Raw genomic sequence first — 19,062 nt, forward strand, 5'->3', positions numbered from 1 at the left:
TGCGTTCCAAAATTAAATTACATATGCCTTCTATACACGAATAATTCGCATTTGGTTTACGCTCATAAATAATTCTTACTCAGGCTTCGGGTCAAGACTGGAGTAATAAGCAGCTAAATTGGCGATGTCTTCGTCGCTCAATCCTTTCGCCTGGGGTGACATCACCATATGATTGCGTAAACCATCTCGGTAGGCTTTCAAGGATTCAGCTAAGTATTGCTCTTTCTGCCCCGCTAAATTTGGATAGTTGGGAATAAATGAAATACCATTCTGACCGTGACAGGAAGCGCAGACGGTAGCGCGAGCTTTACCGGCTTCAGCATTACCTGCAGCCAGTGTGGGGGATGTGGTCAGTGCGCTAACTAACGCCAAAGTCAACCCAAGGTGAATGCCAGTGAAGGTTTTTTTCCGCATCATCGAAAATGCTCCTTGTTAAGATAGTTTCAGCTATTGGTTGAATAACCTACACCGAAATCCACCAATTGAAAATACTTGCCGCTAAACCACACACGTTGATCAGACGTCGAGACTGATTGGAATACTGTTCGCTTAATGACGCTAAATAGCTGGCCATCGCAACCATTCGTATTAAAGTTCAAATCTCTTATCGCCCTAGATTTTATTGATAATTTTCAGATGGTTGCAGGGGTTTAAACTGATCCGAAAGTATTCTACATTAAGGTTCAATATTTCTCGCAACGCAACGCGCATTGAAGCCGGATTTGCGCTAAGCTTTAGCAGTAAATCAGGCGTTAAGGATCCAACGATTTGAGTAAGCGTGTCGCATTGTCTAGCACTGACGCGAATGATTATCAGCCATTATTCGAATGGCTTTGCCGATGGAGCATCATCTGTTGTGTCATGATGAGCGCCAACGTATTTGCACAAGTTGTCAATATTGACGCGAGTAACCAGCACACTGTATTTGATCTAATCTCCCACTCCGAGTCATTGCGCGATGCCAATAACCGCCAATTGAGTGAAATTCAAACCTTAGTCGGTTGGCAGCCTCGGTGGGAGACGACTCCCCTTGGTAACGACGAGGCATTGTGGATCCGAACTGATGTACACAATAATCTGGGAACGAATCAAAGCTTTTATTTATCTGTAGCGGACTCAAATCTCGATACTGTTGATGTGTATATCATCGACGAATTAGGGCGAATTGTGCATTCCTATTTGTCCGGTGTGAGCCGTTCATTTCAGGCAAGACAGGTTGACCATAGGCACTTTGTTAGTCCGTTCAACGTCGCACCTAATCAGCAAGTAAGCATATACATTAGGATTCGCGACCCTGGACTATTGTTGATGCCGATCTCACTGAGTAGTGCTGAAGCCTGGATCAGTAGCGAGCAAAACAAGCATATTTTGTTCGGGATCTTTGTGGGTTCATCAATGGTTTTCACCCTTTATTTTTTGGTGACTTACTTGTTAATGCGCAGTCCTGTGCGATTTTGGTTTTCTCTTGCGTGTTTTACCCTGATGTTGACCGTATTAAACATGCAGGGTTTCGTCAGCCATTTCACCCGAATCACCCAATTCGCATCATTAATCACCGCCATCTTAATGACTTTGTTGATGTTTACTATGGCTCGGGTCAGTTGCTCCATTTTTACAAAGAGTCCGCGTCTGATTCAGATAATCAGCCATGTTTTACCGCTGGGCTACATTCCAGTATGGGGGCTCCTTGAGCCCAGTTTGCAGGCACAAGCAATTGTCTTAATTACCATCGCTTGTGTGCTTACTCAATGTCTTAAGGCGGTGCATTACCGACATCGTTTCAGCAGCAAACCCAGCCAAATATTCATCCTTGGCTGGCTGTGTTTAGCGCTAGCCGCCGGGACTAACCTTTACTTCTATGCCAGTGCAGAAAGTATCGACCAATTTGCAACATTGGTGATCATATTTTTGTCTGTGCTTGGCATCTTAAACCTAGCAGTAGCGATTGAGTCAAATGAGAAAGCTTTGATCCGCGTGCAGCAAAGTCAACAAGAGCAACGGATCGACGACTTGAAACAGTTTTATCAGTTATTTCGCAATTCCGCGGAAGGCTTATATACCTCGACCCCAGCAGGCACGTTAGTTTCGGTAAACCCGGCTATGTGGCAGCTGTTCGGCTATGAAAATGAGGACGACATGCTCAGTAGTGTAAGGTCTACTGACGATTTTTACGTAAACCCCAGCGATCGCGATGTATTAATTGGCGAATTACGAGCAAATAAAGTTGTGCTCGGAAGAGAGTTTAGAGGATTGCGTAAAGACGGATCAGAGTTTTGGTTCTCATTGTCCTGTCAGTTCCATCAGGAAGGAGATCAATCATTCTTGTATGGCTCAGTGTTCGATGTCACCGAGCGCAAGCAATCAAATATCAGTCTAGAGTATCTAGCCACCCACGACTCGCTAACTGGTGTTAATAATCGACGGGAGTTTGAGCGTCGTTTGCAACTTCAGCTAGGAGGGAAATATGATACCTCGCGTCCAATGGCTCTTTTGTATATGGATCTTGATCAATTTAAAGTTGTAAACGATACCTGCGGGCACAAAGCCGGCGATGCGTTACTTCAGCAATTGGCGCGCCTACTTGACGAAGTAGTGGGTAAAAAAGGCTTATTATCTCGGCTCGGCGGTGATGAATTTGGTGTTTTAATGACGAATTCGAGCTCTGATGAAGCCTATATATTGGCCACTAAACTCCTTAATGCAGTGTCAGATTTTCGGTTTATGTGGGAAAATAAAGTATTCTCACTGGGCTTGAGTATTGGTTTGGTGGAACGTACCGACAAAATCGATTCACCCGAGCAAATGATGAGTATGGCCGACGCAGCGTGTTACATCGCCAAGGAACAAGGACGTAATCAGATTCATCGATACTCTGCGGATGACGTAAGCACACGGCGTTACGAAAATGAACTAAATTGGTTGGCGTATATAAACGAAGCACTTGATAACAACAACTTTAAACTCTATTACCAGCATTATCAGCCACTGCGTGAAATGGCAGATGGTCATCGCTATGAAATATTGGTGCGGATGCAAACCGAGGACAAAGGGCTGGTACCGCCGGGGGCCTTTTTGCCTGCTGCTGAACGCTACTCGCTAGGTGCTAAGGTTGATCGCTGGGTTATTCACAACTATTTTGAGTGGCTTAGCAACAATACTGAGCACGCGGAGATACTGCACAAGTGCAACATTAATCTTTGTGGTCAATCGCTCGCTGACCGCGACTTTAAACTATTCGTTCTCAATGCCTTCGAGAAATTCTCTGTGCCATATAAGAAAATCTGTTTTGAGATCACAGAGGGCATGGCTATTATTAAACTCGACGAAACCCTAGAATTTATTAAGACATTCAGACAGTTAGGCTGTACATTCGCATTAGACGACTTTGGTAGCGGATTTTCATCCTATGGGTATTTAAAGCGCTTACCAGTGCAGTATGTTAAAATTGACGGTGCGTTTGTTAGAGATTTAATCACCGACCCGATTGACTCGGCCATGGTGCGATCAATCAACGACGTGGCCAAAGCCATGGGTATGGAGACGGTCGCTGAATTTGTTGAAAACGCCGAAATCCGCGTACAGTTAGGGAAAATGGGGGTAGATTATGCCCAAGGTTACGGCATTGCCATGCCCGCGCCTCTCGTTGACTTCAAAGCTTTTAACGCTTAACCCTTGTAAAGATCGCAATAAGCCCTAAATAGGGTGATTAGCAGTAACACCGCGACAGCGAATGAGTGAAACATGACCGACAATACACCCCAATTTGAATACGTAAGCGCCGCAAAGCTACCTACACGCTTTGGTGAGTTTCGTATTCATGGCTTTGTTGAAGCAAGCGGTCAAGAACATGTGGCATTAACCTACGGCGATTGGCAAGCAGATGAAGCGGTTCCCATTCGGATTCACTCTGAATGTTTAACCGGCGATTCATTGTTCAGTACTCGTTGTGATTGCGGGTTTCAACTCGAGCGAGCCTTGCAGAACATTGTTGAGCACGGCAAAGGTGTATTGCTATACCTTCGCCAAGAAGGTCGTGGTATCGGCTTGCTGAACAAAATTAAAGCCTACCAATTACAAGATACAGGAATGGACACTGTTGAAGCTAATTTACATTTAGGCTTTGACGCAGACCTTCGCGAGTATTCTATTTGCGGCTTTATGTTAGATACATTAAACGTTAAAAACGTCATTCTGATGACCAACAACCCACGTAAAGCCAAAGCCTTGGAAGACTTAGGGGTAAACATTATTGAGCGCAAACCCATAGATCACGGCCTAACCGAGCAAAACAAGGGATATTTGAAAACCAAAACTGAAAAACTTGGTCATTTATTCGACCCGCATTTGCTCAAATAGTTTTTGCATTAACATGCATTAGTCGCGTAGCCGCTCCTTCCTCATAATCTGCCAAACAAACCCTCGACATCAATCACTTACAACGAAAAGCGAACACAAAATGTCGAAACAGTCGTGAGCTTTGATTAAATAAACGGGCGTTATTCCATCAGCATTCAGCTTTGGTTAAGCCAGGCAGTCTTATAAACCTAGGTAAGCTCTTGCAGAAGTACGTTTGTATTTCTCAAACTGGAAGGAGAAGACCATGAAGTCTGCACATAAAATAGCGTTCATTTACGCACTGGCACTAATCGTTAGCATTAGCTTAGCGATTCAATTTGCTAGTGCCTCTGAACGCGATGATCAAGCATACACAGGCACAGTTTTGACTGAAGAAGATCTCGATACCGTATTAGCCCCTATCGCCTTGTATCCGGATACCCTATTAACGCACGTTTTAATTGCTTCTACCTACCCGATGGATGTTATTCGCGCTGCGCGCTGGCGTGAAAATAATGCCTCATTGTCGCCCGATGAAATTCGTGATCGGGTAGAAGTATTCGATTGGGATATGAGTGTCAAAGCACTTGCCCCCTTTGATCGCGTGTTAATGCAAATGTCAGAAGACATCGATTGGTTAAATTATCTCGGTGATGCCGTACTAGCAGATGAAGAATGGGTCTTGGAACGGATTCAGGTGTTGCGTGATTACGCTTATGAGAATGGTTCGTTATCTGATAGTGAATATGTCAGCGTTGAGCGCGAAGACGATGTGGTGGTTATTGAAACTGTTAAAGACCGCGTAGTTTACGTTCCATACTACGACACCCGAGTTGTGTACGGTAATTGGTGGCATGTGCGCTCACCTTACTACTGGGAATATCCGCGTCATTATCACTACAGCGCAGGATTTTATTGGAGCCCAAGTGTTCACATTGCCTCACACTTTTTCTTCGGTGGTTTCCATTGGCATCATCGCTATGTAGTGATTAATCACAATTACTACCATCGCCCTTATCACCGTGACTATCGTCGTGTGTATACCCGTGAATACCAACGCTGGAATCACAATGTACAACACCGTCGAGCGCGCTATCACGACCGAGTTGTTCGCCATCGCGAATATCGCCGCAATGAATCAGTGCATGCTGTTCGTACGCGTCAGGTGAATGTAGAACGCTATGGCGCATATCAGCCAGCCGCAAAAGTGCGTTATAGTACTCAACCACGTCAAGTGCAGCGGACTGTCAGTACCGATAGGACTGTTACCCGCACGCGTCAGACTCAGCCGGTTAGACAACCGCGAGCAGTTGAACAGCGCGCAGTCGAGCCGCGCACTGTGCAGCGCGAGCGAGAGGTGACAAGGTCCAGAACTGTTCGTACTCCAGAGCCCGTGACTCGTGAAAGAGCCCAAACGCGTCCACGCGATGTGCAGTCGCCAACCGTGCAACGTGAACGAGCAGTCACTCAGTCAAGAACCGTACGCACACCACAGCCGGTTGTACGTGAAACACGCCAGCGCACACAACCTGTACAAAGAACAACACGCCAACCTCAACCAGTGCAGCGTCAGCAGACGCGCACTGCACCGCGTGAAGTTCAGCGCCAGACTCAACCTGCAGTACAGCCGCGCACTGTTCAACGTCAACAGGTTCAGGTTCAACGCCCACAAGTACAGCGTCAACAAGTGCAGCGGCAAACCGTTCAACCTGCTCCCAGAGCTACAGTTCAGCGCAGCCGCACACAGCAGAGCAGACCGCAACAAAGTCGCTCTACCCGACAAACCAGTCGCGGCCACAAAAACTAAGTTTAAAGCCGACAATATTGTCGGCTTTTGTTTTTCTGCTTCGGGTCAATTCAACAAGCTGGTAGGCTAACGTGCAACGAACTCGTCAAAGTGAATGCGTATGCAGTTAAACCTTTTCCAAGTCGATGCTTTTACCCATAGATTGTTTGGCGGTAACCCTGCGGCGGTTTGCCCATTGTCTGAATGGTTATCTGACGATTTGCTCCAAGCCATCGCCGAAGAAAATAACTTGTCAGAGACGGCTTTTTTTGTCGCTAAAGCACAATCCTTTGATTTGCGTTGGTTTACCCCAGAAGCCGAAGTAGATCTGTGTGGACACGCCACGCTCGCTGCTGCTCATGTAATATTTAAACATCTGAATTATCAGCAGCCGTCTGTGGAGTTCGATACCAAAAGCGGGCGGCTAACGGTTAGTCGTGAAGACGACGGCTACAGTCTTGATTTCCCGGCCTGCGGTTCACAGTTGATAACTGAGCCAAGTGAGATTAGTGCGGTCTGCAAAGCGCTTGGATTAGCTAAGCGCCCCATCTACACCGGCGCAGATTATCTGATACCACTTGAAAGTGAATCTGCAGTGCGAGCACTGCGTCCTGATTTTCAAGCCATGCAATCTCTAGGCAATCGCGGCGTGATCGTCACGGCCCCCGGCGAAAATGTGGATTTTGTCAGCCGTTGCTTTTATCCGAAACTTCGGGTTAATGAAGATCCCGTTACCGGTTCAGCCCACTGTCAACTGACCCCCTATTGGGCAGATAGACTGGGTAAAACTGAACTAATGGCTCGCCAACTTTCGGCGCGTGGTGGCGAGGTACAATGTGGCTATGATTCACCTCGCGTTATACTGGTCGGTTCAGCAGTAGATTATTTAAGCGGAACGATAACGCTACCGCGTTAATAGTTATTTAATGTGCGCGTATTTCTGCACAAAAACATCGGTAAAGCGTTGTGCCGAATTATCATCCATATTGAAATAGAGTGAGGGTTCAATAAGCTCTACTTCCATCACTGCCAATCCTTGGTCTGTTTCGATGAGATCGACGCGCGCATACAAGGCTCGTTGCGGTAATGCTGCAAGGGTTTGTTTAGCCACCGCATACATTTGTGCCGTTGGCTCCACACTAGCCAAACGGCCACCGTGCTCTTCTTGAACTCTAAAATCGTCTGTTTTAGGTGTTTTCAAAATTGCGTGACTGTACTGGTGATCAAAGTAGAACAAGCTGAATTCACCGGGTGACAACACACTGGGTAAAAACGGCTGGATCATTAACGCTCGCTCTGCAAACACATCTTGTAACGCACCTTTATAGTCGTCAATTTGTGCACTGGGGATCCGATAAGTGTGATCTGCATTGGCACTAACCACCGGTTTTACAATCAGCGTATCAACCTTGAATTTTGCCAATCCTCGCTCGAGCATATCGTGCTCATAATGCTCAAACCATAGGGTTGGTACTATGGGAACGCCTTGCTTATTCAGATCGCGCAAATAAGTCTTGGCAACGTTCCACTCCATTAAAGAATAAGGATTCTCTAATATTGCTTCGGATTGCTCAATATTGCTTAGACACGTGAGAAATGCGTCTGCATCATCCTGGTAGTCCCAAGGGCTGCGTACAATAACGACGTCAAAACGATCCCAATCGACTGTCGTATCGCGCCAAGAAATGTGCTCGGTTTGCCAGCCAGCCTGGCGCATAGGCGCATCTAACATGTGGTCGTAGGCAAAGAAGTCTTCCAGACTATCCATCGTTAATATCGCGACCTTCGGCATACTAGTTCCTCATACTCAAAAGGGATTAACGGTATAGCCCTGTTGCTGCAACAGGGCATGTGCTGTCATTGCCGACAAATGCATTTGCACGCCATCGATCAATTGAGAACGATTAATCTCATATGCGGTAGCGCTTTGACCGCACAGAATAACTTGCACCTGATTGGCCATCAAGGCTTCTAGTAAGGGACGATTGGGATTGTCCATTTCAAACGCTTTTTGAAAGGTTGGATGATCGAGTAAATCTAAACTTGCCTTGCCGTGCACGACCAGAGCTAACTCTATATTTTCTGGCTTCACGCCATTAGCGACATGCATATTAATAAACCGCGCCAAGCTATCAAATTGGCGGTTAACTTCGCCGGGCTCGGCTGCTTTAACTACATCAAAAGCCACTTTAAAAGATGCGCCCTCTGGCAACATCACTTTTTCAACCGGGCCGTGTTTACCAAACCCTGTGATTAGCGGACCATCGGCAAAAACCGACAACTGAGCATGCAGCGATGATGTAAGCATCACAGCGCCAAGTGAAAAGAAGAGTTTAGTCAGCGAAAGTTGCATATCGTGCTTCCTTAAAGAATTTTGTCAAAATTAACACGCTACTCATCTTTCTGCTGGAGTTTTACTCAACTGAGTGGGTTGAGTTTGATCATTGCGACCATCGCGCCTAGGCTATAGGCGAATGAATTTTAAGGAACAAAGAATGGCTTATACACAACCGGTTGGTACACCCGGAAAACCCTGGGGCGATAGTGAAAAAGCTCAATGGTTAGCGCAACAGAGTGTGCAGCGTTCGTATGCTGATGAGGTGGTAGCCAAGTTACGCAATATTGACGCTAGATTTACGCTAGAACAATATGGTGCACTACCTTACGACACGGCGCGCTACCCTCTATACGCGGCTAAATCAAGCAACTGGCAGTCTGATAAGCCCACCATTTTGGTTACTGGCGGTGTACACGGTTATGAGACCAGTGGTGTACAAGGCGCAATTGGCTTTCTACAATTCGGTGCGAATGCTTATCTCGCCGATTTTAACTTTATAGTGTTGCCCTGTATCAGCCCATGGGGTTATGAAACCATAAATCGTTGGAACCCCTATGCTTTGGATCCCAATCGCTCTTTCTACCCCAATAGTCCCGCGCCTGAATCAGAGCAAGCAATGACTTATGTTGCTAAGCAAGCAGCGAAATTGTTAGCGCATTTTGACCTGCACGAAACAACCGATACGGATAACACTGAATTTAGGCCTGCGCTGGCCGATCGAGATGGCACAACGCATGACAATTGGAATATTCCAGATGGCTTTTACACCGTTGACGACAGCAATCGCCCACAAGACAAATTTCAAGCGGCTGTAATTGCATCGGTGGCGAATGTTACTCATATAGCGCCTGCCGATGAGCATGGGAAAATCATCGGTGCTGATGTTCAGCAAAAAGGTGTTATTCATTACGACAAGCGCAAACTATTCTTGTGCGGTGGATTCACTGATGCGCCTTATGTCACTACCACTGAAGTTTATCCCGATAGCCCTAAGGCCACACCCCAGCAGTGTATCGATGCCCAAATCGCAGCGATACAAGGAGGTTTAGGCCACTTACTTAGTCAGCGTTAAGCGCGATATTATCGCGTAACTTTGCCGCTGCGTATTCAATGAACTGCTTGGTACGGGCGTTCGCTTTGCGGCCCGCCAAGTGGATCAGGTTGACGGGCAGTGGTTCATTTTCAAAGTCTTTAAGCAATCTAACAAGAGAACCTGCGCGGATCCCATCGCTGACTTGGTAGGACATACGCTGAGTCAGTCCCTGACCGCGAATTGCCGCTTGTACTGCGGCATTGTTGTCACTGACTTTAAAGCGACATTTGAGCTTTACATTTTGCTCTTTGCCATTGCTGTAATAGCGCCAAGTCGACATTTCACTTTGCGTATTGGTTGTAATAGTCGTGAAATTAGAAACCTCTTCTGGTGTATTGGGTACACCATGAGCATCTGCAAAAGCTGGCGAACAACAGGTTATTTGCCTAACTTGACCTACTTTTATTGCATATAAGCCTGAATCTTTTAAATGCCCAATTCGTAGCGCTACATCAATATGCTCATCAAGTAAGTTAATCACGTGATCTTGTAACTTTAATTGCACATTGACTTTGGGAAAATCATCCAAGAACGCACAGATAATTGGCATTAAATGCAATTGTCCAAACATCACCGGCGCAGAAATCCGCAATTGTCCTTGCGGCTCCACATAACTACCCGAGACTAAATCTTCGGCACTTTGTAGCTCATCCAAAATCCGCTGTGATTCTTGCTGATAAATACGCCCTGCCTCGGTAAGTACTATGCTACGAGTAGTACGGTTAAACAACAGCACCTGCAAGTAGTCCTCTAACTGTGCAATAGATCGAGTTACAACTGGCGCAGAAATGTTGAGCGCGCGGCTAGCACCAACAAAACTGCCTTGCTCACAAACGGCGAGAAATATCTTCATTACTTCTAGCTTGTTCACGCTCTTATTATTCCATTTTTAGCAATAATCAATTTCTAATTTTACCAATTATTTATCATAAATACAGCTATACACTGAATGACATCAACATTGCAGTACCCGTTGTACTTACCCAAAACTTTATGAGGATTACATTGTGAACGTACATTTCCCTGCGCATGGCGCACCCATTAAGCTATATCGCAACCCACTCTCTGGTCATAGCCATAAAGTTGAACTTATGCTGCGCTTGCTTGAATTACCATTTCAGACTATTGACGTAAAAATGGCAGAAGGTGAACACAAGTCGGAATCGTTTACTAAGATGAACCCTTTCGGTCAGGTGCCGGTTATTGATGACAACGGTACTTTTGTCAGCGACTCTAATGCCATTTTGGTTTATCTAACCACTCGCTATCAGCACGCTTATCAGTGGTGGCCAGAAACACCCGTCAAGCAAGCCGCAGTACAACGCTGGTTTTCCGTATCAGCTGGTGAAATTGCGTTTGGCCCTGCAGCAGCACGCTTGGTCACCGTATTCGGCGCAAGCCTTGATCACGAACTCGCCAAACAACGCGCGCACCAGTTGTTTGCCATTATGGAGCGCACACTCAACGCGCAGCCGTATCTAACGGGTCAGCAAATCAATGTTGCTGACATCGCCTGCTATAGCTATACGGCCCACGCTCCCGAAGGCGGTGTATCACTTCATGACTACCCTAATATTCGCGCCTGGCTACTTCGAATTGAAAGCCTAGATCAATTCCAAGGTATGCATAAAACGCCATTGGCTGCACTAAAACAAGCGAGCTAAGACTATGTATGACACACCATTTCACGAAGCGGAGCGCCGTATTCAACGCAAATTAGGCATTGAAGAACGCGTGTATAAACAAGTACGCAAATTTATTCGCCCACATATGCCCGAGCAGCATCAGACGTTTTATGCCTCGCTACCCTTCGTGTTATTGAGTGTTTTAGACAACCAGGGGCACCCCTGGTTGACACCAGCATTTGGTAAGCCGGGCTTTGTTACAGTGCCTGATGAAGCATCACTGCAGATCAATGGTAAACCGCTACTTGCTGATGCTATTGACCTCGAGTTAAGCGCTGGTCATAAAGTTGGAATGCTCGGCATCGAGCTTCCTTCGCGTCGTCGCAATCGCGTCAATGGCACGATTCACGAGCAGGGCGATAAACAAATACACATCACCGTCGATCAGAGCTTTGGTAACTGCCCTAAATACATTCAACAACGCACAGTAAAGCTATCAACGTCACCTAAGCAGGCGCGCGTTGAGCAACGCCCCTCGCTAAGTGAAAACATTGAGGGCTTTATTGCCAATGCTGATACGTTTTTTATCGCTTCGCGAGTCAAGGAATTGAGTAGCGATCCTCGTGCAGGATTAGATGCTTCCCATCGCGGAGGCAACCCCGGTTTTGTTAAGGTAGAGACTGACAAAAATGTCACGCGTTTGCGCTTCCCCGATTTTTCCGGGAATAAATTCTTTAATACCATTGGCAACATTATTAGCGACCCACGTGTAGGTTTGTTCTTCCCTGATTTCGATAATGGCCACGGCTACTTTATCCAAGGTCGAGCCAACGTCGTATGGGATGAAGAGGTATTAGCCGAATACCCCGGGGCTGAACGATTTGTAGAAGTGGAGGTGGAGCGAGTTGTGGCTATGTATGATGCAATGCCAATTGAAACCAAGCTAGAACAGACTTCACCGTTTTTGGTAGGGACCGGTGATTGGCAAGACTTGGCAGCCAAACTCCTGCCAGAGAATACGTTCCATGCGCTGTTTTTGGCGGGGTATGATTATGCTAAGTCAACGATCGATTAGTCCATCTGGCCGCAACAAACGAGACTTATCATGCGGTTATGCTACCTTTTTTTGGTTAAAGCAAAAAAGTGCGTACTCGTTATGGCCCAACAATTCATCAAAACAGGCTTAGGTTTGTCGTTGGCGGTGTTAACTGCAGCAGGCTGTGCGCAAACCGAGCAAGCAAGCGATGACCTAATCGCCTACCCGGGTTACACCGGCAATTACGACGGTTTTACTTTAGTGTTAGATGACCGTTTTGATACCTTTAACACCGATGTGTGGAAGAAGGGCGATGGCGCCGTTGGCGGTGAATCGGTATGCCGCTTTCAAGACCAAGGTGTACAAATCAATAACGGTATTTTAGCGCTGACCATTCGCGAAGAATACGTCGCACCAAGCTATTCGGAAGACCACCAGCAGCAAAAGGGCGATTACCAGTATTCATGTGGCGAAATGCGTACCAGACCTGATATGCGGATCCGCTACGGCCGCATTGAAACGCGCATGAAAGCACCTAATCGGGAAACCGCTTCTGGCTATATCTCGTCAATGTTCACATACGTCAAAGAGCACGATGATCAAGGTCGCCGTGAGTGGGAAGAAATTGATGTTGAGCTCGAAGGCGGTCGCCCAGATAAATTTCAAGCCAATCTGATTTACGGTATCGATACCTGGGAGTGGTGGCGTACTCGTGAATACGGTGCTTGGGAGGATAAAATTGTTGTTGGCCCAGTCGATGAATGGCGTGTGTTTGCCATTGAGTGGTTACCCGATCGTATCTCTTGGTATGTGGACGGCGTATTAACTAAAACCTTATTGCAGACTGATATTGATTGTCAGCCCGAGTGTGTTGAGCCGCAGAAGAAACCAACGCCAATCCCGGATAACTTCGCCGATCTAATGATGAACTTTTGGATCCCGAATGATTCGATTCAGGATGTATTTGGCGGTAATAAGCGCCTCAACGAGTACCCAATGAAAACCGAATATGACTGGATTCGATACTACCAATTAGATGCAGAGCCGATTGAGCATTGGAGTGGCAGGTAACAGAGCTTTTAGTCATCCGGACGCAGGCCGAGATGACTAAACGGTGAAGATGTTCATCGCTACTTCTGGGCTAACAACCTCAGCTCCAACATACGCAATTCGCGCGATAGAATGTTTCGATTGGTTTGCATAAAGATCCAGAGTTTAGTTGCCACTTGCGCAATAAGGCTCATGATCAGTAGCACGCCCCAAAAGACCTGCTCTTCTGGCCCAACGGTGAAGAACTTATACCCCAACCAAAACATAACTATCGACAGCACAATAGCAATTGCATAGCCCAACTTCATCACGCCAGCAAAACTGTTGTCAAAGCCGTGTTTTAGGTACTCAAACAAGCCGCCATCGACTAGAGCATCGAGTTCTTTGGCTTGACCTTGCAGGGTTTGGGAAATTTTATCATCGAGTTCATTTTTCATTTCAGTCTCCACTATCCAGTCTGTTCGATATGCCGTTTCAATTGCTCTCGAGCTCTGTGTAAACGCGATTTAACCGTGCCCATTGGCACATCAACAATCAGTGAAATTTCACGTACCGACATATCGTTTAAATAGTACAGCTCTACCATTTCCCGCTCTTCATCCGCGAGCTTGGTCAAGAGCGGTAACACATAAGAGGCATCATTGATGTCGGTACTTACGGTTGTTTCCGGCGCACTCGACGATGGCAGTTCTTTACTCGCCTTTCTCTGCCAATCAATAATTTCCCAGCGCAGTGCTTTGAATAACCAACTTCTAAACAGTGAAACATCCCTCAGTCGCATCACCCGTTTAGTAACCTGTAACCAAACATTCTGCACCAAATCTTCGGCTACCATGGCATCACTTACACGCAACACCGCGTACTTGCGCATACTTACATGAAAGTGTTGATACAACTCACCTAAGGCCGCTCGGCGCCCAGCTTGTAGCTCCAATACTAAGATTTCTATTTCGGCTTCGATCATGAGTTTAAAATTATCAACAATAGGGCCAATAAAAAGCGCACTAGTAGTTCCAGTATATCCGTGGGCATTAAGATTAATTTCATCGCCAAGACAGTGTAAAGACGAACCAATTATTAAAGTGGTTCGCACTTATTGCGGTTTTTTAATGATAGAGACCCACATTAAGTCCGGAATAATGAGTGCTGGTGTTGATGTATGCTAATCAAACATACTGCCCAGCGACCCAGCCGCTGGACCATGCCCATTGGAAATTATAGCCACCGAGCCAGCCGGTTACATCGACAACTTCACCAATAAAGTAAAGGCCAGGGACTTGCTTGGCTTCCATGGTTTTGGACGATAGGTAATCGGTATCCACACCGCCCAAAGTGACCTCAGCGGTGCGGTATCCCTCGGTACCATTGGGCTTCACTTGCCAATCATTGAAGCGATTACAAATCGCAATTAACTGCTTCTCGTTGTATTGCTTTAACGGTTTATTGTCGATTCCAAATACCGCCAAAATAGTTTGCACAAAGCGCTTGGGGAACCATTCATTGAGGACATTCGATAGTAGTGAGTTAGTGTTGCTATTACGCAGTGCCAATAGCTTTTCGGTAAAGTCTGCGGCGGGGGTAATATCAAAACTGACGGTGTCGCCCGGCTCCCAAAAACTTGAGATCTGCAAAACAGCGGGGCCACTTAAACCGCGGTGAGTAAACAACATGCTTTCGTTAAACTGGGTATTGTTGCAACTCGCTGCCGCATCAATGGAAACACCGCTAAGCTCGCTGAGTACCTCTTTGTCTTCGTCGTGCAAGGTAAAGGGTACTAACGCTGCGCGCACCGGTGTCACGGGAATACCAAACTGTTCAGCAATTTTATAACCGAAGGGCGTAGCACCCAGTTTTGGCATGCTTAAACCGCCGGTTGCGACCACCAGAGACTCGCACTGGTACTGACCATTCCCCGTATTAACCACAAAGTCATTTGCGGTTTTTTCGATACCTTCAACCGGGCAGCGATTAACCACGCGGACATTGGCCTTTTGGCACTCACTGAGCAGCATATCGACAATTTGCTTGGCTGAATCATCGCAAAATAACTGGCCGAGTGTTTTTTCGTGATGGGCAATGTCGTACTGATTAACCAGTGCAATAAAATCCCACTGGGTATAGCGACTCAGTGCCGATTTGCAAAAGTGCGGGTTATTGGATAAGAAGTTTTCAGGGCTGGCGTACATATTGGTGAAGTTACAACGACCACCGCCGGACATCAGGATTTTACCACCGAGACGTTTAGCGTGATCCAGTACTACTACATTGCGACCGCGAAATCCTGCTTGCGCAGCACAAAAAAGCCCGGCCGCTCCGGCCCCAATAACAATTACGTCTGTTTTCATTCGTTAGCTATTGCCCAAAAAGTAGCGGGCAAAAAAACGCCCCAAGACTGGGGCGTAGTATAACAAAAATTTGGGGTACCGATTACAGAGCTTTAAGCAATGTTTCTGCGTCGCTAACTTCAAATTTGCCCGGCGCTTCAACATTCAGTGCGGTTACTACACCATCATCAACCAGCATGCTGTAACGGACTGAACGCACGCCACCGAATGCATCGGTATCCATGTCCATACCCGCTGCGGTGGTAAATCCTGCATTGCCGTCAGCTAGCATAACGAGGTGTTCGGCATTTTGTGCCTTACCCCACGCATCCATAACAAAAGCATCATTCACGGATAAACAGATGATGCTATCAACGCCTTTAGCTTGGAACTGATCAGCCAAGGCTACATAGCCTGGCAAATGAGCCGCTGAACAGGTAGGTGTAAACGCACCCGGTACCGCAAAAAACGCCACTTTCTTACCCGCGAATAAGTCGGTTGTCGTTGGGTTTTTCATTTCGCCATCTTGTAACAAACTAAAGGTCTTCTCAGGTAACTGAGATCCAACTTTTAACATGTCGTGCTCCTTAATTAAGTAAAATAAATATCGAATCGATGTTTTTTACTGCTCATCGACACATTCGGTTTGCGCTCGGCTAAAAAAGGTGCTGATGCCGGACGTTTTACCACCACGCGCTTTGTTGCTAATGCCAGCGCCGGTTCGAGCAACCTGTCAGCATCTGGATCTACGCCAAGCAGCTGCTGCAAGGCCTGCATTTCTTTTTTCACTAGCGCCGATTTCTTGCGGTGCGGAAACATCGGGTCTAGATATATCGCATCCGGGCGCTGGTGTTCAGACTCAGGTATTTTTGCCCATTGGCTTAACTGCGTAACACTGTCACCACGACTTAAGTGCAGACGTTGGCATAATTCATGGTCAGGTGCATTGCTATGCATACGCGTAAGTGCGTCAGCTAATAGAGCGGCCACCAATGGTGAACGTTCCAGCATTGTCACGTTACAGCCATTACTAGCCAACACAAAGCTATCCGTACCCAAACCGGCGGTTGCGTCGATAACCCGATAGTCTTGGCTGCCTTTGATACCAATGGCTTTTACCAACAATTCGCTTTTACCGCCGCCTTTGGCGCGACGATATGCAAGTGCAGAAGAGAGAAAATCGACGCGCACATCACCATTTTTTGGTGTATCGGCGTTGCGCAGTGACAGACCATTGTCGCTCAGCACTAATCCTACACCCGCATCGAGTGAGTCTACTTGCTGCCAGCTTTGATCAGGCAGCAAGCCACTCATTTTAGCTACCAATGCTTCACGGCTATCAACGCCCGATCGTTCATCGATAACCGAGATGTTTGTCACTAGAGGGTAATTAGGCGTTGCCATAGTGCTCTCGATAACCTAACCAGCGATTAATAATTGCCTGTGCATGGCTTGGATAGCGTTGCCAAAGCTCAGTAGCCAAGGTTTGTACCTTGGGTATAAGATGCGCATCACGCACCAAATCCGCGATTTTCAAATCGGCAATACCGGTTTGCTTGGTGCCCAGTAATTCACCTGGTCCGCGGATCTCCAAATCTTGTTGGGCTATGTAAAAGCCATCATTAGACTCGCGTAATACACCCAATCGCTTAGTCGCTGTCTTTGATAACGGACTTTGATACATCAACACACAGTGACTTTCGACCGCGCCACGACCTACCCGGCCGCGCAATTGGTGTAACTGCGCCAAGCCAAGACGCTCTGGATTTTCGATGATCATTAAACTAGCGTTGGGCACATCAACGCCCACTTCAATCACCGTGGTAGCCACTAATAAATCGATTTCACCGACTTTAAATTGCGCCATAATGGCTTGCTTTTCCGGTCCTTTCAAACGTCCGTGTACTAAGCCAACCGTTAAATCTGGCAATGCAGTGGTCAGCGCAATAGCGGTATCTTCAGCGGCTTGGCATTGCAATACTTCTGATTCATCAATCAAAGTACACACCCAATACGCTTGACGGTTTTGCTCAGTGCAAGCTGTACGCACCCGATCAACCACTTCAGTGCGACGCGAGTCAGGAATAACCACTGTTGTTACTGGTGTGCGACCCGGTGGCAGCTCATCAATTATGGATGTTTCCAAATCGGCATAAGCAGTCATCGCCAGCGTGCGCGGGATTGGCGTTGCAGTCATGATCAATTGATGTGGATAACGTCCTTGCGCTTCGCCTTTTTCGCGTAAAGCCAAGCGCTGATGCACGCCAAAGCGATGTTGCTCATCCACTATTACTAAAGCCAAATTGGCGTACTCGACACTTTCTTGGAATATCGCGTGAGTACCTACCAGTAAATCTATTTCACCGCTAGCCAACGCGGTGAGCGTCTGTTCGCGCGCTTTACCTTTAAGCTTGCCGGCCAGCCAGCCGACGCGCACACCCAGTGGTACAAACCACGCATTTAGATTGCTTGCGTGTTGCTCTGCGAGTAATTCAGTTGGCGCCATCAAGGCCGCTTGATAACCAGCTTCGACCGCGCTCAGTGCAGCTAATGCCGCGACCAAGGTTTTACCAGATCCTACATCGCCTTGTACCAATCGCATCATCGGTATTGGCTTTGCAATATCGTCGCGAATTTCGGCTAACACGCGCTGCTGCGCATTGGTGGGCGAAAACGGTAAGCCTTTCAGTAAGCGTTCGGCTAATTGAGTGTTTTGCGGCAAGGCAAATCCCGATAGCTTCTGGGTTTGTGCACGGACTTTGAGCATACTCAAGTGGTGCGCCAATAACTCTTCTAGTACTAGCCGCTGCTGCGCAGGATGTTGGCCATTTTCTAATTGCTCAATAGCGATATCTGGCGGTGGGCGATGCACGATTCGCAATGCCTCATGCAAGCCAATTTGTTGTTGATACATACCACCGGGTAATAAATCGCTGAGACTACCAGAGTCCAAGCTTGCCAATGCCTGTTCGGTGATGTTGCGCAGCGTAATTTGTTTAACCCCTTCGGTAGTGGGATACACCGGCGTTAGGCTCTCTTCAACCGTTAGCTCACCTTCTTGCTCGCTAATCAGTTTGAACTCTGGGTGCATCATTTCCAAGCCGTGCTTACCCGTGCGCACCTCGCCAAAGCAGCGTATCCGCTGGCCCTTATCTAGCATGTTCTTTTGCGCTGCGGTGAAATGAAAAAAGCGCAAAGTCAGCGAGCCCGTACCGTCATTGATGCGTGTGACTAACATGCGTTTGCGACCAAACTGCACGGCACTTGAGGTCACTTCGCCTTGCACACTTACGTGCAGCAAGGGTTGTAAGTCAGCAATAGGATAAATGCGCGTGCGGTCTTCATAGCGTGCAGGCAGATGAAAGAGCGCGTCGGGAACCGTGCGTATCCCGATTTTCTCAAGACGTTCAGCCATTTTTGCGCCAACGCCTTTAAGGGTAGTTATTTTGGCTCCTTGCGAAACCAACGTTAAACT

Annotated in this window: 18 protein-coding genes; 8 read left to right on the plus strand and 10 right to left on the minus strand. The window is 47.1% G+C overall.

The genetic code is table 11. The annotated features are described in order from the left end of the window. Window positions 1–75 precede the first annotated feature (75 nt). Entirely contained in the window at window positions 76–414 is a 339-nt protein-coding gene (locus tag QTP81_RS00995; protein WP_289363373.1) for a c-type cytochrome, read from the minus strand. A 354-nt stretch (window positions 415–768) separates the two neighbouring features. Here QTP81_RS00995 and QTP81_RS01000 point away from each other — a divergent pair, with 354 nt between their 5' ends. The 4 genes from QTP81_RS01000 to QTP81_RS01015 all read left to right on the plus strand — a co-directional run bounded on the left by QTP81_RS01000 (window position 769) and on the right by QTP81_RS01015 (window position 7,037). Then, the gene (locus tag QTP81_RS01000; protein WP_289363091.1) at window positions 769–3,669 is read left to right on the plus strand and encodes an EAL domain-containing protein; all 2,901 of its coding nucleotides are present in this window, start codon (window positions 769–771) and stop codon (window positions 3,667–3,669) included. 72 nt (window positions 3,670–3,741) lie between these two features. After that, on the plus strand, window positions 3,742–4,356 hold the full coding sequence (ribA, locus tag QTP81_RS01005) for a GTP cyclohydrolase II (protein ID WP_289363092.1): 615 nt from the start codon (window positions 3,742–3,744) through the stop codon (window positions 4,354–4,356). A gap of 244 nt (window positions 4,357–4,600) precedes the next feature. Then, entirely contained in the window at window positions 4,601–6,142 is a 1,542-nt protein-coding gene (locus QTP81_RS01010) for a DUF3300 domain-containing protein (RefSeq protein WP_289363094.1), read from the plus strand. A 100-nt stretch (window positions 6,143–6,242) separates the two neighbouring features. After that, window positions 6,243–7,037 carry a PhzF family phenazine biosynthesis protein gene (locus tag QTP81_RS01015; protein ID WP_289363096.1) on the plus strand — a complete coding sequence of 265 codons (795 nt, stop codon included), beginning with the start codon at window positions 6,243–6,245 and terminating at the stop codon, window positions 7,035–7,037. A 3-nt stretch (window positions 7,038–7,040) separates the two neighbouring features. Here QTP81_RS01015 and QTP81_RS01020 read toward each other — a convergent pair whose 3' ends face one another. Further along, the gene (locus tag QTP81_RS01020) at window positions 7,041–7,913 is read right to left on the minus strand and encodes an ATP-grasp domain-containing protein (protein WP_289363097.1); all 873 of its coding nucleotides are present in this window, start codon (window positions 7,911–7,913) and stop codon (window positions 7,041–7,043) included. A gap of 15 nt (window positions 7,914–7,928) precedes the next feature. Next, window positions 7,929–8,474 (minus strand): DsrE family protein, encoded by a 546-nt coding sequence (locus QTP81_RS01025; protein ID WP_289363098.1) that lies wholly within the window; start codon window positions 8,472–8,474, stop codon window positions 7,929–7,931. Window positions 8,475–8,616: 142 nt separating this feature from the next. Between QTP81_RS01025 and QTP81_RS01030 the strand changes: the two genes are divergently transcribed. Further along, window positions 8,617–9,531: a M14 family metallopeptidase gene (locus QTP81_RS01030; protein WP_289363099.1), complete on the plus strand. Its 915-nt coding sequence runs from the start codon at window positions 8,617–8,619 to the stop codon at window positions 9,529–9,531. Here QTP81_RS01030 and QTP81_RS01035 read toward each other — a convergent pair. Then, on the minus strand, window positions 9,518–10,423 hold the full coding sequence (locus tag QTP81_RS01035; protein ID WP_289363100.1) for a LysR family transcriptional regulator: 906 nt from the start codon (window positions 10,421–10,423) through the stop codon (window positions 9,518–9,520). The two genes, QTP81_RS01030 and QTP81_RS01035, sit on opposite strands and share 14 nt — an antisense overlap. 136 nt (window positions 10,424–10,559) lie before the next feature. On the opposite strand from QTP81_RS01035, the gene QTP81_RS01040 reads away from it, so the two are divergent. The 3 genes from QTP81_RS01040 (at window position 10,560) to QTP81_RS01050 (ending at window position 13,284) form a co-directional block, all read left to right on the plus strand. Then, on the plus strand, window positions 10,560–11,216 hold the full coding sequence (locus tag QTP81_RS01040; RefSeq protein WP_289363101.1) for a glutathione S-transferase family protein: 657 nt from the start codon (window positions 10,560–10,562) through the stop codon (window positions 11,214–11,216). A gap of 4 nt (window positions 11,217–11,220) precedes the next feature. Then, a complete protein-coding gene (locus QTP81_RS01045; RefSeq protein WP_289363102.1) occupies window positions 11,221–12,252 on the plus strand; it encodes a pyridoxamine 5'-phosphate oxidase family protein in 1,032 nt (343 codons plus the stop codon). An 81-nt stretch (window positions 12,253–12,333) separates the two neighbouring features. Then, entirely contained in the window at window positions 12,334–13,284 is a 951-nt protein-coding gene (locus QTP81_RS01050) for a glycoside hydrolase family 16 protein (protein ID WP_289363103.1), read from the plus strand. Between the two features lie 59 nt (window positions 13,285–13,343). Here QTP81_RS01050 and QTP81_RS01055 read toward each other — a convergent pair whose 3' ends face one another. The 6 genes from QTP81_RS01055 to recG form a co-directional block, all read right to left on the minus strand. Beyond that, on the minus strand, window positions 13,344–13,700 hold the full coding sequence (locus QTP81_RS01055; RefSeq protein ID WP_289363104.1) for a DUF6768 family protein: 357 nt from the start codon (window positions 13,698–13,700) through the stop codon (window positions 13,344–13,346). 11 nt (window positions 13,701–13,711) lie between these two features. Continuing rightward, a complete protein-coding gene (locus QTP81_RS01060) occupies window positions 13,712–14,356 on the minus strand; it encodes an RNA polymerase sigma factor (RefSeq protein WP_289363105.1) in 645 nt (214 codons plus the stop codon). A gap of 73 nt (window positions 14,357–14,429) precedes the next feature. Further along, on the minus strand, window positions 14,430–15,608 hold the full coding sequence (locus tag QTP81_RS01065) for a BaiN/RdsA family NAD(P)/FAD-dependent oxidoreductase (RefSeq protein WP_289363106.1): 1,179 nt from the start codon (window positions 15,606–15,608) through the stop codon (window positions 14,430–14,432). 82 nt (window positions 15,609–15,690) lie between these two features. Beyond that, window positions 15,691–16,164: a peroxiredoxin gene (locus QTP81_RS01070; RefSeq protein ID WP_289363107.1), complete on the minus strand. Its 474-nt coding sequence runs from the start codon at window positions 16,162–16,164 to the stop codon at window positions 15,691–15,693. A 14-nt stretch (window positions 16,165–16,178) separates the two neighbouring features. After that, window positions 16,179–16,991 (minus strand): class I SAM-dependent methyltransferase, encoded by an 813-nt coding sequence (locus QTP81_RS01075; protein ID WP_289363108.1) that lies wholly within the window; start codon window positions 16,989–16,991, stop codon window positions 16,179–16,181. Continuing rightward, window positions 16,978–19,053 carry an ATP-dependent DNA helicase RecG gene (gene recG / locus QTP81_RS01080; protein WP_289363109.1) on the minus strand — a complete coding sequence of 692 codons (2,076 nt, stop codon included), beginning with the start codon at window positions 19,051–19,053 and terminating at the stop codon, window positions 16,978–16,980. Before recG ends, QTP81_RS01075 begins: the two co-directional genes overlap by 14 nt. Between the last annotated feature and the right edge of the window lie 9 nt (window positions 19,054–19,062).

Source organism: Neoalteromonas arenosi, from assembly GCF_030362855.1.
GTDB classification, from domain to species: Bacteria; Pseudomonadota; Gammaproteobacteria; order Enterobacterales; family Alteromonadaceae; genus Alteromonas_E; species Alteromonas_E arenosi.

Coding starts and splice junctions, on each gene's coding strand:
- QTP81_RS01010 (WP_289363094.1), top strand. CDS start 4,601: ATGAAGTCTGCACATAAAATAGCGTTCATTTACGCACTGGCACTAATC.
- ribA (WP_289363092.1), top strand. CDS start 3,742: ATGACCGACAATACACCCCAATTTGAATACGTAAGCGCCGCAAAGCTA.
- QTP81_RS01025 (WP_289363098.1), bottom strand. CDS start 8,474: ATGCAACTTTCGCTGACTAAACTCTTCTTTTCACTTGGCGCTGTGATG.
- QTP81_RS01045 (WP_289363102.1), top strand. CDS start 11,221: ATGTATGACACACCATTTCACGAAGCGGAGCGCCGTATTCAACGCAAA.
- QTP81_RS01050 (WP_289363103.1), top strand. CDS start 12,334: ATGGCCCAACAATTCATCAAAACAGGCTTAGGTTTGTCGTTGGCGGTG.
- QTP81_RS01065 (WP_289363106.1), bottom strand. CDS start 15,608: ATGAAAACAGACGTAATTGTTATTGGGGCCGGAGCGGCCGGGCTTTTT.
- QTP81_RS01075 (WP_289363108.1), bottom strand. CDS start 16,991: ATGGCAACGCCTAATTACCCTCTAGTGACAAACATCTCGGTTATCGAT.
- QTP81_RS01020 (WP_289363097.1), bottom strand. CDS start 7,913: ATGCCGAAGGTCGCGATATTAACGATGGATAGTCTGGAAGACTTCTTT.
- QTP81_RS00995 (WP_289363373.1), bottom strand. CDS start 414: ATGCGGAAAAAAACCTTCACTGGCATTCACCTTGGGTTGACTTTGGCG.
- QTP81_RS01070 (WP_289363107.1), bottom strand. CDS start 16,164: ATGTTAAAAGTTGGATCTCAGTTACCTGAGAAGACCTTTAGTTTGTTA.
- QTP81_RS01015 (WP_289363096.1), top strand. CDS start 6,243: ATGCAGTTAAACCTTTTCCAAGTCGATGCTTTTACCCATAGATTGTTT.
- QTP81_RS01030 (WP_289363099.1), top strand. CDS start 8,617: ATGGCTTATACACAACCGGTTGGTACACCCGGAAAACCCTGGGGCGAT.
- QTP81_RS01055 (WP_289363104.1), bottom strand. CDS start 13,700: ATGAAAAATGAACTCGATGATAAAATTTCCCAAACCCTGCAAGGTCAA.